Below are 20,536 nucleotides of genomic sequence, written 5' to 3'. Positions count from 1 at the left end.
AATAAGCTAACTAAAAAAAAATGCTAAATCGTTAAAATGATTTGGTTCCCTTCATCCATAAAATGCTTCGGCACTGGAATTTGCATATAGGGAATGCGAAACAACCAAATAACCAACCTAAATATAAATACTAATGAAGATTAAAAACTTAGTTTTTGCAGGGCTTCCTTTGCTCTGTTTAACGGGGATACAAGCGCATGCTACATCAGCAGAGTTCATGATAAGAGCAGCAAAATCCCACTCTACTTTTTTGTTTCCGACCAACACTGCGCAGAAAATATTAATCACCGGAATAGTAGTAGATGAAAATTCTCAGCCTATTCCTGGTGTAGGAGTTAAATCGTCAAAAAATAAATCCACAGTAACTGATGCTTCTGGTAGATTCAGCATTGAAGTAGAAAATGCAACAGATAAACTAACATTCAGCTATATCGGCTATGAGAGCCAAACACGTGAAGCAGGATCTGGTGCCAGCCCAATACAAATAAAACTGAAACCAGCATCTGGAGTAGATCTGGATGATGTAGTTGTAGTAGGATATGGTACAAGAAAAAAATCTGATTTAACAGGTGCAGTAGGTTCTGTAAAAGAAGCACAGCTGAAAGAACGTCCGGCAGCATCACTTAACCAGGCGCTTGCTGGCCGCCTTCCAGGCGTACAGGTGAACTCGAATTCGGGTCGCCCTGGTGGACAAACGAATATCCGTATTCGTGGATTCAGTTCCATCAAAACCACAAACAATCCTTTATATGTAGTGGATGGAGTAATCCTTCCAGTAGGCTCACAAACGCAAAGCAGTAATGCGATCGACTTCCTGAATCCTGGAGATATCGCTTCTGTTGAGGTATTAAAAGATGCTTCTTCAGTCGCTATTTACGGTGCCAGAGGAGCCAATGGTGTAATTATGATCACGACTAAAAAAGGTACGAATACTGGTAGCAGGATCAGCTACGACGTAGATTTTAGTGTCCCTACCATCGGACCCAAACGCGTGAAAATGCTAAATGCTCAGGAGTTTATTGATGTAGAGAATTTAGCCTATGATAATGCTAAAATATATGATCCGGTAGGATGGGCAGAGAATAAATATGAAGACCCAAGAATAAAAAGGAAATCACTGCCACTGCTTTTTGATGGCAATGGAAAACCTTTGTATGATACCGACTGGTTTAAAGAAGCGACTCAAAATAAGCTTTCACAAAATCATCAGCTTGGATTTACAGGTGGAAATGCGGAAAATAGCTATGGCTTATTCCTGAATTACAGAGATGACAACGGATTGCTGAAAAACTCTTATCTGAAACGTTATTCAGGAAGGTTTGTGATGGATAGCCAGATGAAAAAATGGTTAAAAGTAGGAGGTAGTTTAAACTATACCAATCAAACAGAAAACCTGGTAGATATCGGTACAGGTGGATTGAACTCAGTAAGGATGATCACGGAAAGTTTACCTTTCCTACCTATTAAATATCCTGATGGTTCATGGGCAGATAACGTGAATTACCCGGGTGCAGAAGGTGGTTCCAATCCTGTGCATATCCTGACAGATCGTAAATACCTTTTACAAACCCAGAATGTGTTAGGTAATACCTATGCGAATATGAACCTTGCAGAAGGATTAGAATTCCGTTCGGTATTAGGCGCAAACATAGTGACACGTGGCCGTTCAGAATTCAATGGACGTAGCCTTTACGGTATCGCTTATGACCAGAAAGGTACTGCCGTTTTAGACAATAACAGAGAGACTTATTGGTCATTTGAAAATTACCTGACCTATAACAAACGTTTTTCTAAAGACCATGCAATTACTGCATTATTAGGTTTGTCATGGCAGGAAACGAATATCTTTGGCTTTAGTGCAAGTGGAGAGAATTTCTCTACCGACTATTTACAGTACAATAATCTTGGTGCTGCGAGTAAGCCTAATCCTGGAACATCAAGAGCAGAACGCTTTTCATTCAACTCTTACTTCGGACGTTTAAACTATAGCTACAAAGATAAGTACCTGTTTACAGCTACTGGTCGTGCGGATGCTTCCTCTAAATTTGGAGCAAATAATAAATATTCCATCTTCCCTTCTGCAGCTGTGGCATGGAAAGTTTCTGAGGAAAATTTCATTAAAGAAAGCAATGTGGTTTCTAATTTAAAACTGCGTGCCAGTTATGGTGTAACTGGTAACTCGGAAATTCCTAGTTATTTATCATTAGGAGTATTAGGTACGGGTTATGCAGCCATTATTAACGATACCAGAGTAGGTGGTGTAGGTACAAATCGCCTGGCCAACCCGAACTTGAAATGGGAAAAAACAGCCCAATCAGATCTAGGTGTAGAATTAGGATTGTTTAACAACAGAATTAGCATGGAAGCCGATCTTTACTACCGTAAAACCACGGATATGCTCCTGGATGCACCGGTACCATTAAGTAGCGGCTATGGAGCAATTACCAGAAATGTTGGTAGCATGGAGAACAAAGGTCTGGAGTTTGCCATCAATACCATCAACGTTAGCACGGATGATTTTACCTGGAATACTAGCTTTAATATCTCTATGAACAGAAATAAAGTGCTTTCATTGGCTACACCAGCAGATATCTTTGGCGTAGGAAATCCTGGATTTACTAATGAAACAGGGATTATCCGTGTAGGTCAGCCAGTAGGTTCTTTCTGGGGTCTAACCCGCCTGGGTACATGGAGTGAAAGTGAGCGTGTCGAAGCAGCAAAATATAATTATAGAGCTGGTAAGCCAATCCTTCCTGGAGATATTAAATACCTGGATAAAAATGGCGATTACCAGATCAATGATGACGATCGTGGAATCATCGGTAATGGTAGTCCTAAAGCATGGGGTTCTTTCTCCAACACTTTTAAATATAAAAGCTTAGACCTGACCATCGAACTTCAATATTCTGCAGGAAATGATGTATTGGATATGACCAAGCACTCTGCAGAAGATCGCGTTGGAATTGCCAACAGTTATTCTACAGTGTTAAACGCATGGACACCTCAAAACCAAAATACTCCAATCGCAGCAATTCGTGATACTAGAGCAGGTTATGTAACCAATGTGGATAGCCACTGGGTAGAAGATGGTTCATTTATTCGCGGTAGAAACCTTTTATTGGGCTATACTTTCGGAGAAGGCATCACCAAAAAATTGAAAATAAGCAGAATGAGGGTTTATGGTAGTGTGCAAAACTTCTTCCTGGCCACTAAATTCTCTGGAAATGATCCGGAAGTAACCACGTATTCCAATGCTTTTGCACAGGGACAAACGTTCTTCGATTATCCTAAGCCAACCACTTTTATGCTGGGCTTAAATGTGAGTTTATAGTTGTAAAAATTGTCAATACTAATTAAGAAATCATGAAATTAAATATAAAATCTTCAAGTAAAATCCTCCTGATTGCGATGGTCGTATTTGGAACAGGATGTAAAAAATTCCTGGAAGAAAAAGATCTTTCAAACCTGGAGCCAAGTACCTATTATACCATTCCTGAACATGCCGAAGCTTCTATTGCTGCGGGATATGCACAGACACGTTTTATTGGGAATGGTGCAGGTATTTTTGCAGCCAATTTCTCTATGCTGGAATTGGTAACAGGTACTGCAAAGACAGAAACCGGACAAAATTCAGACTTGAATAACCTTGCTGGTTTATCCTTTACAGGAGAAAACCTATTGATCAGAAACTGGTGGGCAGGCTTATACAATGTGATTGCACAAACCAACCTAACCTTACAGAAGGTGCCTGGAATTAACCCAATGAATGAAGCCAGGAAAAAACAAGTACTAGGCGAAGCTAGATTTCTACGCGCATGGGCTTACTTCTATCTGGTAAGGTTATATGGAGATGTGCCTTTGATTCTATTGCCTCAAACTATTGAGTCAAGCGATTTCTATCCTACAAGAACAGGTACAGAAGCCGTTTATGCGCAAATTGTAGAAGATTTAACCGTTGCCGAAGCAGCAGGATTACCTTGGCAACAGGCAAATGGAACAGCAAGTAAAGGTGCTGCAAAAGCATTACTTTCTAAAGTTTATTTAACGATGGCTGGATTCCCTCTAAATAAAGGTGCCGCTTATTATAAACTGGCCGCTGATAAATCACTGGAAGTAATTACTGATGGTGGTTTCGGTTTGTTCGATACTTATGGAGAACTTCATAGTCTGGATACAGAGAACAAAAAAGAACACATGTTCGAAATTCAGTACCTGGCTTCAGTGTCGACAAATCCAATGCAACAGTTGTTATTACCGAACTTTAAAAATGTTTCTGCCTATAGTGATGAGGTAGGAAGTACGGTGCCAACTACTAATTTCTATAACTCTTATGAGGCTGGAGATTTAAGAGCAAAAGATAGAGAAGGATTTTTCTATACTTCTTATTATAATGGTGGTGATGGTGCCTTGAAACCATTAAATGCACCCTACATCTTTAAGCATTTTGATGTGATTGCTAATGGAACTTTTGGTCGTGTTGGTACAGCTCAAAGTAGTTTAAACTGGCCACAAATCCGTTATGCAGAAGTTTTATTAACGTATGCCGAAGCACAAAATCGTGCGGATGGAAGTCCTAATCAAGCGGCTTATGACGCTGTAAATGCCATCAGAAAACGTGCTTTATTAACGCCTCTTTCTGGCCTGGGACAAGCGCAGTTTGAAGAGTCAGTATGGCGTGAACGCTGGCATGAGCTATGCTACGAAGGCATTACCTGGTTCGATATGGTGCGCTTAAGAAAAGTGTACAATGAAACGAACAATGGTTTTAATAATTTCGTAGGACATGCTTTTGTGGCAACACCTAATGTGGTTTTGAAAGAAAAACATTTGTTGTTCCCAATCCCATCAGTGGATTATAAAAACAACCCTAACCTGAGACCTCAGAATCCAGGTTACTAATCGATTCAAACAATAAAAAAAACAGGCTGCCTTTTAAAAGGTAGCCTGTTTTTTTTATTGTTTTTTTGAAGAATTTATAGTTTATTTTTCTTTTCAACAGCTCTTAACATGCTGTCAAGGGTGTTGCGATCTAATACGGTTCCTTTTGCAACCACTGCATATATTTTTTGAGTAGCACTGATGTTTTGCAAAGGATTTTCATTCAGCAAAAGAAGATCTGCCTTTTTTCCTTTTTGAAGACTTCCATAGGCGGTCTTGTTGAGGAATGCAGGGGAGTTGATCACTGAGGCTTGCAATGCCTGCAATGGCGTTAAACCATATTTCACCATCAATTCCAGTTCTTTATGCAAACCAATGCCCGGATAGGTATAAGAATTCAGGTAACCCGCATCTGTTCCAGCCATAATTTTCACCCCTGCTTTCTGTAAAAGAGGCAGTGTTTGTACGGTTTTTTCAAATAGCTGATGTCTGAATGCTATAGCTTCAGCATTGTCCTGTTCTACTCTTTTCACACGCCCTACATACGTTTGCTGTAAGCCCTTACCAATGTATTTTAGGTAATCGTCATTTTTATGATTATCCTGTTCAAAATAAGTAAGAATATAACTTAGTGATAGGGTAGGAGTAAAATACATCCCATGCTTCGCCATGTTTTTATAGGTTGCTAAAGCTGCCTTTTCATCAAAAGTATCCATCACCTTTTGGTTGAACGCTTTTCCTTTTAGCTTGCCTTCGGCTACTTCTTTTGAAATTTCCTGCTCTACTTTAGAACCTGCTTTTAGCGCATAACCAAGGTGTTCTACTGAGCTTAACCCTGCTGCGGCAATTTGTTCCATGGTAATGGCATTTGGAATATGTGCGGATACCTTAAACCCTGCTTTTCGAGCAAGACGGATGCTTTTTAAAAATAGCGGCGGACTTAAGGTATTGTCTGTGATTTTTACAAAATCCACTTTCATTTTTTTCAAGGAATCCAGAGCAGCCAGGATTTCTTTAGTATTTCCTACTTCTATATCGCCAATCCAGCTGGAATTATAGCCTTCCAGCTTGGGGCCAGAAGTCAGGATGGTTGGCCCTTGCAGCTTTCCTTGTGCAATTTCATCTCTCCATAGCAATACACTCGGACTAATGTCTGCGGCTGCATCACGGATCGTAGTAATGCCATGAGCAAGGTATAATGGCAATAGGTTTTTATTCTCTTCAATCAGTTCAGTTCCACCACCAAAATGCATATGGTTGTCCCAAAGACCAGGCATGACAAATTTCCCGGTGGCATCCAGTACTTGTGGAGCCGAATATTTAGACAATTGACTTTCCGGGAATACGGCGGTAATCATCCCATCTTTTATCGCTATCCCTTGTTTTGGAATGAGCTTTCCCGTTTTGATGTCAATAATTGTAGCAGATTTGATTAATAAATCGGCTGTTATTTTTTGTGCAAAGGTGACCTGGGCGAAAACTAAGCCCAAAACGATCAGTTGTAATTTTTTCATGTGTTATTTTTTTGATGCTGCTTTTTCCAATACGTTCACAATCTCTTTAAAGTTTCTGTTTCTGGCATGTGCTAAAGAGGTAACGCCATCTTTGTCTTTAATGGCAATATTGGCACCAGCATCCACCAATAGTTGGATGATTTTTACTTGTTTTGGTCCACCATCACCTAAAATAACGGCTTCTAACAATGCAGTCCAGCCGAGGCGATTGATATGGTCAATAGGGTAAGTTTTATCCTTTAACAGCTCTTCCACAACGGCCACATGGCCTTTCTCGCAAGCAGGAATTAAAGCGGTTCCATTGTACCTATTGAAAACCCGATAATCGGCTCCGGCCTTTAAACACAACTTAACGATATCCAGATATCCGGAAGCGCCAGCGTATAAAAAAGGACTGTTCAACATATTATCCTGAGCATTTACATTGGCTCCGGCAGCAATTAATAGGCTAACCATAGGCATCTGATTAAGGTAGGTTGCCGCCATCAATGGCGTCTCGCCTTTTTTGTTTTTCAGCTCCAGATTTGGTTTCTTAGAAAGCCATAGCTCTAATTCCGGAAGGTTTTGTTTGGCAATAATCTGGAAGATCTCATTTGTAGGTTCGGTCATAGTTTTATCCTGGGAACAGGCGGTTAAAGTGTTTAAGCTGAGAAACAGCGAACACAGCAGTAAAATCATGCGATATTTCATACACAAATTTATCTTTCCAAAAAGAAATGGAGTAGGACAGGTTAGCACATCAAGGGTACTAATTATTCATTTTTCGGAATTCCTGAGGAGAAGTGTCGGTATATTTCTTGAAAAATCTCGAAAAATAGGAAGAATCATTAAAGCCAAGGGTATAGGCAATTTCTTTAATATCCAGTTGTGTTAAGCTGAGCAGCCTTTTTGCTTCCAGTAAAATGCGGTCTCTGATGAAATCACCAGCAGTAATTCCTGCTTTCTTACGACATACCTGATTCAGGTAATTTGCGGTCACGCTCATTTCATTGGCATAAAATCCAACTTCACTGTGTTCTGTGTAATGTTTTTCTAATAAAGCCAGGAAATTGTTGATAATGCGGTGATCAGGAGCGTATTCATGTACATCGAAATTATCAGAATACCATCTTTTTAGCAGTAAAAGTATGACCTGTAGTCTGGTTTGAATCAAGTCAATATGGAGGTCGTCTGCAATTTTCTCTTCCTTTTCTATTTGTTTCAACTCCAGAATTAAAGCCTGATATTGTTCCGTTTTAAGTGGGAGATAAGGTGCCGCCGATAAATTAAAATAGGGAAACCGCTGACTTCCGGATAACAAAAACTTCATGGAAAACATGATTTGATACCCTGAAGTATTTGGCGAAAGATCCCATTGATGGGCTTGTCCCGGAGCAAGGAAAAATAGCATCTGATCCTTTACCTCATGTTCTCTAAAATCTATGGTATGAGAACCACTTCCTTTTTCAATCAATAAGATCATATAGAAATCATGCTTATGCGCATGAGGAATAACAGTCTGATTGATCGGTTGGTGGTGGACAAGCTTAAAATCCTCCTTGGTATAGGGAAGGTTGAAAATTTGTTCAATGCCTACAGTTGGTAATAGCATTTTAAGGGCCAATGAATGGGATCAGGCAATTTAAAGATATAAATAATTGTAATATGCTTTAGAATTTTGCCAAACTATCTTTTTTTTATTCATTTTAAGAGCTCAATGACCTTGAGCTATTGCTTCAGGAATGTGGTCATTATAGGTTCAGGGAGAACCAGAGGCTAAGGAATTCGAAATTTAAATGAGCATCTCCTCTGGCTCAATAAACGCAGGAGGAGATGCTCTGAATCAGAATCCTAAATATTAATCACAATTGTAGGTAAACTTGAATTCTTCCTGGTATGGTGTTTCAACAGGGATTGAAGTCTGTGAAAGCTTTAAGCTGGTTACATTTTCTTTCGCATCTTTTTGGTAAGTAAACTGTATTGTGAAAGTTCTGTTATACTGAGGCATAGGAATGTAGTTTTCTACCGTTACAATTTGGGTAGGTAAATTTTTGGACCTTTTGCCCATGAAAGCAGTTAGGTCATCCATATCGTCAGGTATTACAACGGCATGTACTTTAGAAGAAACGACATCATTGTTAAGGAATTCGTTTGAGTAAGTGATAGTAGATGTATTTGTAAATTCTACCCCTGAAACACCTACTGTTTGATTCACAACTTTTGTTAGATTCCCATTAGTATAAGTGTAGGTTTTGGTATTAACAGTTTTGTCCTCTGGGTCAGTTTCCTTTGCCTCTGATAAAAATCCTTCTGCATTATAGCTGAAAAGAATTGTGGAACTCTGAGAAGCTTCGGTAATACTCACTACTCTTCCTTGTGCGTCAAGTTTATAAGTTAATTCTTCTGTTTCTTTTTCGCCATCTTCCAGGTGTTCGCTGTATTTTATGATTTTATCCTTAGCATAGCTGAAAGTTTGAAAATCCGTTGATTTCTCTATGGCAAAATCTATTCTGGTAACATTCTTATTTTGATCATAAGTGTAAAATCTCTTGTCTTCTGAGTTTCCGTTATTAGGAACGATATTTTCAATGGTTTTTACGGTACATCCTTTTACAATTGGTTCTTCAGGTGTAGGTTCATTTTTACTTTTTGAGCAGGAAGCAATGGTCAATACTCCGACCGCAGAAAGCATTAATAGTACTTTTTTCATGTGTTTGTTTTGTGATTTTTTAATCGAATGTCCCTATTCGATTAGTTTTAAGTTAAATTAGCTAAGGACATAAAGAAATCTGAAAAAATTCTATTCTATGCCAAGGATCGTAAAGCTAAGCTTTAACTCTTTGTGGCAGTCAAGTTTCTTTATTGCAGGGATTCTAGCTAATGTTGTGTGTATTGTAATTAAATATTTGGTATTTACATCAAATGTATGGATATGAAATATATAATAGAAATTTGTTTTCTATTAATTGCGTATTTGTGGTTTCTTTTGGAAAAGAGTTGATAATTTAATACAGAGGAAATAAAACTATAAATAGAATTGTAGGCGCTCATTTTGCATTGCTATCGCATAGCGCTGCGCTCCAAAGAAAAATTTCAATGAAAAATACAATTTGAAACTTCTAAACTGAACCTTAAATTGGTGTTATGGTCAGGAGGGAGGGGAAAAAATACTGTAATTATAAATTGTTGCTGAGGCCTTGAACTGACTGGAGGTCCATTGAATAGATTTGTACTGTGGTATGGGTTTTTGAGGAGCTGATACCTGGCTTGGTCTCGGTTTTTGACGAAGTACCTGATCTTCTCTTTTTTCCGGTTCAGGTATTTGTTGATTTTTTTGTTCCGGAAGGTTTAAGGAGCCAGCATGTATACTATCTGAAATCTCTGTTCCGTCTTCATTGACGAAGGAAATATAGGCTTCTATGCGGCTTCCAGCAAGGCTGGGATCGATAGCGACTACTTCTCCGCCCTCATGTCTTCTAGAGCCACTCATTACCGCAGTAGAGACTTTTGCCTCAGGGAAATGGATTAGTAGCATAGCACGATCGTTTCTATGTTCCCAGAGTAGATCAGCGGGGACTTCCCATTTGAATTCTATCCCATGTTCATGTTTGAAAATCTCAGTTTTACCTGCCGGTAAGAGGCTTCCCATGCTCACCAGCGCTTTAGGGTAGTCCATAGTAATGTTTGGATACGTGCCCTGTAAAGCATATTTTTTGTTATAGGAAACAGCTTCATTGTAGAAGTTTCTATCCGTTCCAGCAGTGATTAATCTAAATCCTGTGCGGATAAAGTTTAGGTGTGCTCTGAGGAACTCGTTCACGACCGTCATTTTCTCACAATTGGCTTTTCTAGCAGGGGTTAGTGCCTTGGTACTATGTCCAATTACCCTGACAACTGGCTTTCCATGTAATATATAACCGACCAGGTTGCCCACACGGCCAGAAAACCCTCCAAATAATCCATTGTTTAATTTTCCCATGATTGCGTTTTTAGTTGATTTACAGTGGTTTGTGATGGTAAGTTAAGTAATCTTTTCGAGGTAAGTCCATGTTGTTGATTAATATAATTAATAGTCAATAGGTCTTCAAGAAATATTTAATAGGTCAATTTGACCTATTAAGGACCTATCAACTACCTATAAAGGACCTAGAAATAATCAAGAGGATTTATCCTCAACTACTACTTATGTAGGAAGGATCAAGGATTGGAGCGCGTCCGATTTTCCTATCTGTGGCTTTGTTATGAACTTACAGGTGGAAGATAGTACGAATACTCGCAATATGGATTGTTGATGTTTTCTATACTACAGTATGCTATGCCTTGTAAAACAAAGACCGGACGTTGTTCTAGTTCTTACTAATAAGTAACCGATTAGTTTTCGTGTTTGCAGTACCCTAGATAGAAATGTGGAATGTTGACTTTCATGATTTTTGCTGACTTACCGATGTTATGTAAATACCCATCTTTGATAAGCAGCAGATCTCCAAAACGCTCAGACTTTTTATTATCATATTTAAGATGTATGGTATCGCCAATTCTATTCCATTGCCCTGTATACCATGTGTTCGCAAAAAAAGCTCCAGTTGAATGAAGTTCAAATGATTTGTCCTTTCTAAACTTTACTGTGGATTGATTCTGAGTGCCCTCGTAACAAGCTTGAAATTCAATATCACTCTCCAAACTTTGAGAGTCCAACCTATATGGACTCAAGACACTGTAGCATAAGGTAAATAGACAGACAATTGTTGATATATAATATTCGGTTGATAAGTTGTTTCGGTGACGAATGGAGTTAATAATACCTTGGGCGACGTAGGTACAAATTGCTATAAAACAAATAGGTATGAGAAGTGTTAAAATGAGGTAGACGGGCCCATTTAAATACTTATCAATATGGTGATAAAAGATAATAAGCATTAGATATGTGAAACACAATAACACCTTGATCTTACTTTGTCTGCTTATTTTATTCCTCATCTTTACTCCCATTACCTTCAATATAAGCAAAGGTATTTTAGATCCTATTATTGCTGGTAAATCTTCTAATATATTAGTATTGATCTCCCCATTCACTGCCTTTTGCTTTTATTCCTATCTTGGTTACAGACAGAAAACTTTAACAAGTTATGAATAGCATTACAGAAAGCTTCAAGATAATTCTTACCAAACAAAAGGATTTAAATTATCATTTTCCAAATATACTTAGGCAATCTGCCAGCTTGCAAGATATGCTAAAGATAGAAACGGCTTTGGGGCTAACATTTAATGCCGAATTGAAGGAGCTTTATTTGTTTGCTGACGGAACTGATATTGATAACGCAACACGATCGGGCCTTACAGGACTGATACCAATACACAACTTCTTATCATTGGAGGATGCTGTTAGCTATTACCATCAAAGTATGGATTTCGAAGAGAGTTTTCATAATTGGACTAAAGATTCTAAGCCGGGTAAACAATTGTTTCCATTCTTAGAGGATGGGGCGGGCAATTGTTATTGGGTTGATCTGAATGAGGAGACACCAAATTATGGCAGGATATTCTGGACAAATACTTTTGGTGCTGATCCTGAATATGTTTATAATTCCTTAACAGCGATGTTTGAGGTAATTGCTGAAGCATATCATACTAATGTTATGTTCTTAGACGACGATGGTTATCTAGACTGTGATTTCAAAGCATTTGACGATCTTTCTCATGCCAAGCTATAATATGGATTTATAAAATTTATGGTAGACACGATTTGATCTGCATTAAACCAAAAAACCTTCCAGGTTTCACTGAAAGGTTTTTGCTATTGGAGTGGGGGGAGAAGGATTCGAACCTTCGAAGTCTTGCGACAACAGAGTTACAGTCTGTCCCATTTGGCCACTCTGGTATCCCCCCATTTTGTCTTTCTGTCAAATAAACGAGAACGTTTATCTTCAGGAACCGACTCAGTATTACTAAAACTTTCAGATCCCTGAACGTTTTTAAGAGTGGAGAATAGCGGAGTCGAACCGCTGACCTCTTGCCTGCCAGGCAAGCGCTCTAGCCAGCTGAGCTAATCCCCCTCGTGGCTTGTGGGTGGCAAAAATAGTAATTAGTTCGTGTAAAGCAAATTAAAACATATAATGAGCTAAAAAACAGTCTGTTATTTTTTAAAGCCATTATCAGACATAAGAAATGTGTGTTAAAACCACTTATTAAACTTCAATTCATTAAGATGAATTTGATTCTCTACAGTGTGAGAACAGTGTGAAATCAGTGTGAGAAACTCATATCGCATCTAGCCATAACCAACAATTGTGATGGTTACGATTAAAGTCTTTTATTTTAAAATGCTATTCCGACTGTCTCCATACTCTATCTGCCCTGAATTTAATATGTTCATGGTCAAAACAATCAATAAGTGCGTTTATTGTTGCATAGCTATAGCCACACGAATCCGCGTCTACCGGGTGATAAGTTCCATCAGTAATTTCAAATGTTAACGGTATGGATTGATTTCTCAGACCAGCAAAATAACCTAGAAAGAAACGGAGTACTTTTTCTACTCCGGGTTTAGCACCCGTATCAAGAGGTAACTGTTTTTCTGTTAAATTCCAGATAATCATACTATTAATGTCTGAAGATGCGTACATTTTAATTCGAATGTGTCCGTACTTTGTGAATCCTAGATGAATGCCTTCCCCTTCAACAGGACTTAAATCCCAATTGGCCAAATAAGTATTTATATGATTAAATGCTTTAGTATTATATATTGACGGATAGATATTAATTATTTCCATTTTTCTCTTGATTATTTAAGGATTCATTAAAGTAGGTTTATTGTTTTGTATCGCAAAATAACGCTATTTATCCGAGCGGTTTTAGGTAATGAAAGGATACTTATAAGTTAGGATCTAAGATGTCCTAAAGTAAGTTGGGTAAACAATGTGGACACAACATGTTTTTTTGAATATATTCGGTTTCAAACTATTACGCTATTCAATGGATATAAAAATTATGTATGACCCTTGGTCATATATCTCGTATGGAACACATGGTATCTCAGCATTAAAATCACGTTGTGGTAAAGAACAGAAAGCCGACTTGACTGGTGCCAGTAAAACAGGGAATTCTGTGGTATTAAAATTAATTACACTATAATTCGATGTGCGTTATTATCTTTACAGGAAACATACAAGAAGCATGGTGTGTAGTTTGAATATACAGAATTAAACATATTAGCGTAAGCTATCGTTCTTGTCCTTGGGAATCGGTATAATTAAACTAAAGCAACAATATTAGGTTTGATTCTTTTCGAAATCCATAGATAGAGATATTGCTCATTTCCCTGCGCTTATTAATTAAAATCCATCGAACTGGGAATTCGATAACAACCTAAACTAAATGAATAAGGCGTTATTAATGCTCTCTGCAATCTCATTGCTGATCGTAGCTTCGTGTAAAAAAGACTTAGCTAAAGAAGAAACAAATGTAACCTGTCAAATGACAAGCTTTACAGTCAAATCTAACAATATTGGATACGAATTCAGTTCCAGCTACAGTCTCAGTTATGATGATAAAGGAAGAATTACAAAAATGAAAGAGAGCGGGGGTTATGAAATGAATTACAGTTACTCAAGCACTCAAATCATCGAAGAATCACCACTTAAAGACTCGTATGCCTACAAGACTATTTACCAGTTAGATGCAAGCGGTAAAATTGTAAGCGCCATTATGAAGTATACCAATGTCGGCACAGATGAGGTATCCAGCCTTAAATATTTTTATAATTCAGATGGTTATCTTTCAGAAATTCAAGATACTTATATGGGGGAGACAGGTACCAATGAAGGCGAGACTGATATTGATAAGTACAATTATACAAATGGTAATTTAACCTCAATCGTAAGAACAGACCCTAACCCTAATGGCGGCGTAAGCATAAGAACTACTCAATTCTCCTATAATAATGATTTAGCCCCAAGTAGTTTCTTTGGTACCTATGACCGCGAGCTGCCTAATGCAGGGGTTTTAAAGGCTTATTTTGGTAAGGCTTCAAAGAACCTGATCTCGGAGATATCAGATACAAAAAATAGTATTACAGCTCCAAGCGTACGATATACCTATCAAAAGAATGAGGAAAGTAACATCATCCACATGACCGAAACTGGAAAGTTAGTCTCAAATGTCTATGGGTTTGCTTATAACTGTAAATAGTACAATAGCATCTTTATGCGGATCTATTGCTCCATCTGCTAAGATAATTTGTAATAACCATTTTTCAAGAGCCATAGTAATGTGGCTCTTTTTTATGATAATATTAAACAACTACAATTCCAGTCATGTCTCAATTATTTACTGCTGGTTGTATTCTAATATTGATCGTTCTCTTAACTTATTTTTTTGTAGTTTTGCTGCTGCTCTAATTACTAAAAATGAAAAATTTTATATTATCGCTTGCTGTTTTACTTCTTGTAAGTTGTGCAGGAACTCACAAGCAAGCTTCTTATGTGTCCAGCAAATCTTATATCGGGATGCCACTCACTGAATTTAAGAAATTAGCAGGTAAAAAGGCAAACCTGGAAGTTTTAAAGTCTCGTTACACTGTCTATCGGATAAATGATTATGATGTTTGGACAGGAGCTTTATTAGATACTAAATTTTACTACTTTGACTCTACCGCTAAATTGGCCAAGATAGACGGGGGCGTAATTTCAAAAAAAGAAGATACCAATTAGAAGTCGTTAAGCAATAAATCTCATTTGAAATCTATCGAATCTTGTTTTCGATAACCACCTAAACTAAATGAATAAAGTTCAATTAATGCTCTCCGTAATCACTTTACTGATCGTAGCTTCATGTAAAAAAGAATCATCTAAAGAAGAAAAAGTAACGTGTCAAATGACAAGTGTGACTGTTGAATTGATCAGTAGTGAATATACTTCCAGTTCAACCAAAAACTACACTTATGATGACAAAGGAAGAATAACAAAGATGAAGGATGACCTCGGTAATGAAATGAGTTATAGCTATTCAAGCAATCAAATCATTGAAGAATCACCCCTTATCGGTTTTAATTCCAATTACTACAAGGGAGTTTACAAATTGGATGCAAGTGGTAAAATTATAAGCGCCCTCAAGACGCGTAGTTTAGATGGAGAAACAGAGAATTCTATTGTTAAATACCTATATGATTCAGATGGCTACCTATCTGAAATTCAGGAGACCAGTAAAGATGTTCCTGTTTTCTATTATTACTCTTATACAAATGGTAACTTAACTTCGATCAAAAGAACCGGTTCTGCAGATACTAGAACAAGATTTACGAAGATCTTGTATTATGCTAAAGACTTAGCCCCAAGTGATTTCTTTGCAAATTATAAACGTGAAATACTAAATACAGGCCTTTTGAAGGCTTACTTCGGTAAAGCATCAAAGAATCTTATCTCAGTAATAGAGGAAATAGGTTCATTAGCAAATTATGGCCCTTCATTACCTTCATTATGGGTATCCTATGATTATAAAAAAAATGCAGAAGGTAACGTTAGTCAAATGATAGAAAACGGGGAGATAGGGGGCATACCTTTAACTATAAACGAGTTTAATTTTAATTGTAAATAGGATTTGAACTCGATAGATCTGTTACCATTTGTTTTGGAAACATAGCCTAAGTCTGGTTGTTGTAGACTTGTTCAAAACACCTGCTTTTTATAAGTTTAATCATGAAAATGCTTGAAAATAGTTAGCTTAGAATCGCTAACCAAATTGAGCTTAAAAGAATGATGATATCAGATATATACAGGGAAAAATCTCCACTGTCAGAGAAAGATTGTTTTGTAGTTTTTGACCGTACCAAATCATCATTTACCTTCCCGGTACACGTTCATCCGGAATATGAATTGAACTTTGTGGAAGGGGCAGCTGGTGCCCAACGCATTGTTGGCGACTCCATAGAAACTATTGGAGATAAAGATCTGGTGTTTATCGCCAACCCGGAATTAAAACATGCCTGGAAAGATGGCGAAGGGATGGCCACGGATATTCACGAAATCACCCTTCAGTTTCACCCTTCTTTAATCGAACAATGTTTAGATAAAAAACAATTTCAAAGTATTCAGCAGCTGTTCAGCCGGGCAGCAAAAGGCGTTATTTTTGGCGCCGATACAATAGAAAAGATTCTCCCTCTTTTGAGAATCATTACGATGGAAAAAGATGGTTTTTATTCGGTAATGAAGTTATTTATCCTCTTGTATGAATTGTCAAAAGGAGAGGATGTAAGAGAACTTTCTAGTGCTTCCTCACCGGAAATGACCACTAATGAAATTATGCTCAACAAATTACATGGTTATATTTCTGGCAATATCTCTAAGATGATTTGTGTTTCCGATGCCGCTGCGGCTTTAAACATGAGCCGCTCTACCTTTGCCCGTTTCATAAAAAGCAATACCCAAATGAATTTTACCGATTACCTGTTCGACTTCAGGATAAATATGGCCATGCAAAAGCTGAAAAAATCTATTCCTATTGCAGATGTGGTGGCACATTGCGGATTCAACAGTATCTCCTATTTCTATCGGGTATTTAAAAAAGCGAAAGGAATTACTCCTGCGGAGTTTCGGGATAGTCATAAGCAACAACAACAACTCATTATCTAAGTGATATCCTCTTTCGGAATCAAATTGTTGTAACTGCCATGTACTTTGGAGTTTAAAAGCCTCTGGTTTGTAAGAATCAGTGGCTTTTTTCTGCAATCAGCAGTTGACAGCAGGTTAAAAAGAGCGCAAAGTTCAAGTCCATTGAGTCAATTGTGCAATTGTATTTGTCTAGTTTTTGATGTAATGTGTTGATTTTTAGCTGATTAATTTTAATTATCCTTTCGTGTTGAATTGCCTTATGGTCTGTTAATTACAGAAAGGATGGCTGCCATTTGACCAATATTGCTGCTTTTAGCCCTGTTTTGAACAATTCTTCCCTAAATAAAGAACGAAAAGTCCAATTCAAATGAGCAAATTATGCAATTTCTCAATTTCGTTTTCGGCTAACTTTATCCTATAAACCAAATCAATATAAACTGTATGAGATAGCGAAGCTTATTGCTTCCTTGCCGAAAGGTAATGGAGTGATTTCATGGCTCTGTTCCTAATAAACCAAATAAAAACCAAATATGAAAAGAATTGTACTAATGCTGTTTCTTGCAACATTAAGCCTGTGTTCATGGGCCCAGCAAGTGATGACTGTGAAAGGCACAGTGAAAGATGCGGATAAGAACCCGCTATCGGGGGTTTCCGTAGTGATAAAAGGATCTCCGGGTGGCACAATGACCAATACGGACGGAAACTTTAGTATTGAAGTCGCCAAGGGAAAGGTGCTTGTATTTTCTTATGTAGGCATGCAAAAAAACGAAGTTACGGTAGGGAACTCAACAACAATTCAGGTGGTATTGTCGGAGGATGACCAGTTGAATGAGGTGGTTGTGATCGGTTATGGTACGGTAAAAAGAAAAGACCTGACCGGTGCCATTGCTTCAATCACCGGTAAAGAAATGCAGGCTGATGTTGCAAAAAGTACTAGTGCTGCATTGCAGGGCCGTGTTGCCGGGGTGAGTGTTTCCAGTGTGAGCGGTCAGCCAGGAGCAGGCATGAGCATTGATATTCGTGGCTTGAGTTCATTAGGCTCAAATACACCTTTATACGTAATTGATGGGGTATATGGCGACATCAATATGGTAGATCCTTCGGATGTTGCGTCTTTAGAAGTTCTAAAAGATGCTGCTGCGGCAGCAATTTACGGTTCAAGAGCTGCTAATGGTGTGGTTTTAATCACCACAAAAGGAGGAAAAAGGAATACAGCTGCAACCATCAACACCAGCGTATATTCTGGTGTTCAGCAGATTCTAAAAAAACTGGATGTACTTGATGCGCAACAATGGAAAACCATCATGAACCAAAGTGGTTATCTGCCTGCAGAAGCGATAAATTTTCAAGGAGACGGAACAAATTGGCAGGATGAAGTTTACCGTACTGCAGCAATCACAAAGGCGAATATAGGCATCAGTGGAGGTTCAGAAACCAGTACCTATAATGTGTCTGCCGGTTACATCAATCAGGATGGTATTTTGATCAACTCAGGATATGAGGCATTCAATGTGCGTACAAAAAACACCTTCTCTTTCTTTAACAATCATTTCCGCATCGGTAATACTTTCTTATTAACCACAGCAGAGAAAAAGGACAATCGCTTAACCATCACCGATCCATTGCGTCAAAACCCTTTACTTCCTGTCTATGATCCAAATCAATTGGGTGGTTATGCTGGTATTTTGCCATGGATGAAAAATATGGACAATCCTGTAGGCTTTTCCAATATCTTCGATAATAAGTTCTATAAAACAGACATCTTATTGAATGCCTATGCAGAAGTAGATTTAGGTATTGAAGGGCTGAAATATAAACTCAATGTAGGTTTCAATAGAAATAATGGTCGTAATTATAATTTTAATTCGCCTTATAACTTCGGTTCAGGAGCAGTTCAATCCAGATTAGATGAATCTGCTTCTTTTAACAACCAGTGGCTAATAGAAAATACTTTACATTTTGACCGTACTTTCGGGAAACATACCATATCGGGATTGTTAGGCTATTCTTCTCAGGAAAATACAAACCGTTCTTTCGGTGCAGGTCGTTCCGACATTCCTTTCGGAACAAATTCTATTGGTGCAGGCTCTACCACTCAACAATCTACTTCCGGGGGCTTACAAGAGAATGCTTTAGTTTCTATGTTCTCCCGTGTGATGTATAGCTATGATTCAAAGTACTTGTTCTCGGCTTCGGTGCGTAGAGACGGTTCTTCCCGCTTTGCAAAAGGCTCCCAATATGGGGTCTTCCCTTCCGTTTCCCTGGGATGGAATGTAATGAATGAGAACTTTTTTGGAGATTTAAAGAATACAGTGAATGAATTGAAAATCCGTGCAAGTTATGGGGTATTAGGAAACCAGGAGATCGGTAACTATACTACCCAAAATATCAGCAGCAGCGGTATTAATTATATTCAAGGTGGACAATGGTGGATGGGTAGCAGTACCGGAATCGTATGGGTTTCTCCAAGAAACCTAACCTGGGAAGAAACTAAAACGAGTAACATCGGATTAGATGGTAGCTTCTTCAAAGGTAAATTATCACTTACAGCAGATTATTATGTTCAGGAAACAGATGATGTGTTGTTGGATATTGCCATGCCTGGTTCAAACGGAATCGATGGCAGTAGAACAATGAACGCTGGTATCATCACAAACAAAGGATTTGAGTTGTTGCTGAACCATAAAAATACTGTTGGGGAAGTCACTTATAGTGTTGGTGTAAATCTATCCACCGTCAAAAATAAAGTAAAAGCAATTACTGTTGGTAGTTCAAAACAAGAGTTCGGTGGTTATAACCCACAAGGGGAAGGAACAGTAACCTGGGCAAAAGTAGGAGATCCGATCGGTGCTTTCTACGCCATTAAAACTGCCGGTTTATTCCAAACTGATGCTGAAGCCCAGGCTTATAAAACTCCAGATGGAAAAGTCATTCAGCCAAAGGCTAAAGCAGGTGATATCCGCTTTATTGACTTTAATGGTGATGGACAAATTACTGACGACGACCGCCAATATGCAGGTAGTCCATTTCCTGATTTTAGCTACGGAATCCGTGGTAATGTTGCCTATAAAGGTTTCGATTTAGGAATTTTCTTTGATGGCTTGCAAGGTAATAAGATCTATAACTTTACCCGTGCCCGCATGGAATCTATGAATGAGTTTACCAATTTCGGTACAAACGTATTGAATGCCTGGACTCCGGATAATAAAAACACAGATGTTCCTCGCTTTACTCAACAAGATGAGAATAATAACAGACGTCGTGTGAGTGACCGTTGGTTAGAAGATGGATCTTTCTTCCGCCTGAAAACCGTAGAACTGGGTTATACTTTCTCTAATAAGCTGACCAGCAAAATCCATGTTAGAGATTTAAGGGTGTTTACTTCAATGGACAATGTATTCATTGCGACTAAATACAAAGGTTATACCCCAGATCTTGGTCAGAATGATGACCAGAATGGTGGTGGATCTAACACGATGACCAGAGGAACAGACCATGGTCGTTTCCCGGCTTCAAGAACACTAATCTTTGGCCTTCAATTAAATTTCTAATCATTAAAAG

Annotated in this window: 14 protein-coding genes and 2 tRNA genes; 8 read left to right on the top strand and 8 right to left on the bottom strand. The window is 38.2% G+C overall.

Going from position 1 to position 20,536, the window contains the following annotated elements; genetic code table 11:
- Positions 1 to 133: 133 nt before the first annotated feature.
- Both R2S10_RS11140 and R2S10_RS11135 read left to right on the top strand, forming a co-directional pair.
- Positions 134 to 3,331 (top strand): TonB-dependent receptor, encoded by a 3,198-nt coding sequence (locus R2S10_RS11140; protein WP_316840520.1) that lies wholly within the window; start codon positions 134 to 136, stop codon positions 3,329 to 3,331.
- A 32-nt stretch (positions 3,332 to 3,363) separates the two neighbouring features.
- Complete coding sequence (locus R2S10_RS11135) at positions 3,364 to 4,899, top strand: RagB/SusD family nutrient uptake outer membrane protein (protein ID WP_316840519.1); 1,536 nt, start codon at positions 3,364 to 3,366, stop codon at positions 4,897 to 4,899.
- Positions 4,900 to 4,973: 74 nt separating this feature from the next.
- Here R2S10_RS11135 and R2S10_RS11130 read toward each other — a convergent pair whose 3' ends face one another.
- From R2S10_RS11130 to R2S10_RS11110, 5 genes are all read right to left on the bottom strand, one after another.
- A complete protein-coding gene (locus R2S10_RS11130) occupies positions 4,974 to 6,392 on the bottom strand; it encodes an amidohydrolase family protein (protein ID WP_316840518.1) in 1,419 nt (472 codons plus the stop codon).
- Between the two features lie 3 nt (positions 6,393 to 6,395).
- Positions 6,396 to 7,001 carry an ankyrin repeat domain-containing protein gene (locus R2S10_RS11125; RefSeq protein WP_316840517.1) on the bottom strand — a complete coding sequence of 202 codons (606 nt, stop codon included), beginning with the start codon at positions 6,999 to 7,001 and terminating at the stop codon, positions 6,396 to 6,398.
- A 139-nt stretch (positions 7,002 to 7,140) separates the two neighbouring features.
- Positions 7,141 to 7,983: a helix-turn-helix domain-containing protein gene (locus tag R2S10_RS11120; protein ID WP_316840516.1), complete on the bottom strand. Its 843-nt coding sequence runs from the start codon at positions 7,981 to 7,983 to the stop codon at positions 7,141 to 7,143.
- Positions 7,984 to 8,229: 246 nt separating this feature from the next.
- Positions 8,230 to 9,081, bottom strand: a complete 852-nt coding sequence (locus R2S10_RS11115) for a DUF4595 domain-containing protein (protein ID WP_316840515.1) — start codon at positions 9,079 to 9,081, stop codon at positions 8,230 to 8,232.
- Positions 9,082 to 9,519: 438 nt separating this feature from the next.
- Positions 9,520 to 10,350: a DUF6266 family protein gene (locus tag R2S10_RS11110; RefSeq protein ID WP_316840514.1), complete on the bottom strand. Its 831-nt coding sequence runs from the start codon at positions 10,348 to 10,350 to the stop codon at positions 9,520 to 9,522.
- Positions 10,351 to 11,497: 1,147 nt separating this feature from the next.
- On the opposite strand from R2S10_RS11110, the gene R2S10_RS11105 reads away from it, so the two are divergent.
- Positions 11,498 to 12,082, top strand: a complete 585-nt coding sequence (locus R2S10_RS11105) for an SMI1/KNR4 family protein (RefSeq protein WP_316840513.1) — start codon at positions 11,498 to 11,500, stop codon at positions 12,080 to 12,082.
- Between the two features lie 92 nt (positions 12,083 to 12,174).
- Here R2S10_RS11105 and R2S10_RS11100 read toward each other — a convergent pair.
- The 3 genes from R2S10_RS11100 to R2S10_RS11090 all read right to left on the bottom strand — a co-directional run bounded on the left by R2S10_RS11100 (position 12,175) and on the right by R2S10_RS11090 (position 12,967).
- Positions 12,175 to 12,257: transfer RNA gene (locus R2S10_RS11100), tRNA-Tyr, on the bottom strand.
- A 93-nt stretch (positions 12,258 to 12,350) separates the two neighbouring features.
- A tRNA-Ala gene (locus R2S10_RS11095) sits at positions 12,351 to 12,424 on the bottom strand.
- 270 nt (positions 12,425 to 12,694) lie between these two features.
- Entirely contained in the window at positions 12,695 to 12,967 is a 273-nt protein-coding gene (locus R2S10_RS11090; protein WP_316840512.1) for a hypothetical protein, read from the bottom strand.
- 796 nt (positions 12,968 to 13,763) lie between these two features.
- Between R2S10_RS11090 and R2S10_RS11085 the strand changes: the two genes are divergently transcribed.
- From R2S10_RS11085 to R2S10_RS11065, 5 genes are all read left to right on the top strand, one after another.
- Positions 13,764 to 14,558: a DUF4595 domain-containing protein gene (locus tag R2S10_RS11085; protein ID WP_316840511.1), complete on the top strand. Its 795-nt coding sequence runs from the start codon at positions 13,764 to 13,766 to the stop codon at positions 14,556 to 14,558.
- 218 nt (positions 14,559 to 14,776) lie between these two features.
- On the top strand, positions 14,777 to 15,079 hold the full coding sequence (locus R2S10_RS11080) for a hypothetical protein (protein WP_316840510.1): 303 nt from the start codon (positions 14,777 to 14,779) through the stop codon (positions 15,077 to 15,079).
- A gap of 67 nt (positions 15,080 to 15,146) precedes the next feature.
- Positions 15,147 to 15,962: a DUF4595 domain-containing protein gene (locus tag R2S10_RS11075; protein ID WP_316840509.1), complete on the top strand. Its 816-nt coding sequence runs from the start codon at positions 15,147 to 15,149 to the stop codon at positions 15,960 to 15,962.
- Positions 15,963 to 16,120: 158 nt separating this feature from the next.
- On the top strand, positions 16,121 to 16,996 hold the full coding sequence (locus R2S10_RS11070) for an AraC family transcriptional regulator (RefSeq protein WP_316840508.1): 876 nt from the start codon (positions 16,121 to 16,123) through the stop codon (positions 16,994 to 16,996).
- Positions 16,997 to 17,505: 509 nt separating this feature from the next.
- Positions 17,506 to 20,526, top strand: coding sequence for a TonB-dependent receptor (locus R2S10_RS11065; RefSeq protein WP_316840507.1), 3,021 nt, complete (start codon positions 17,506 to 17,508; stop codon positions 20,524 to 20,526).
- Positions 20,527 to 20,536: the final 10 nt, after the last annotated feature.

This window comes from Pedobacter gandavensis, assembly GCF_032678745.1.
Lineage (GTDB): Bacteria > Bacteroidota > Bacteroidia > Sphingobacteriales > Sphingobacteriaceae > Pedobacter > Pedobacter gandavensis_C.
This window is presented reverse-complemented; position numbering and strand designations above follow the sequence as displayed.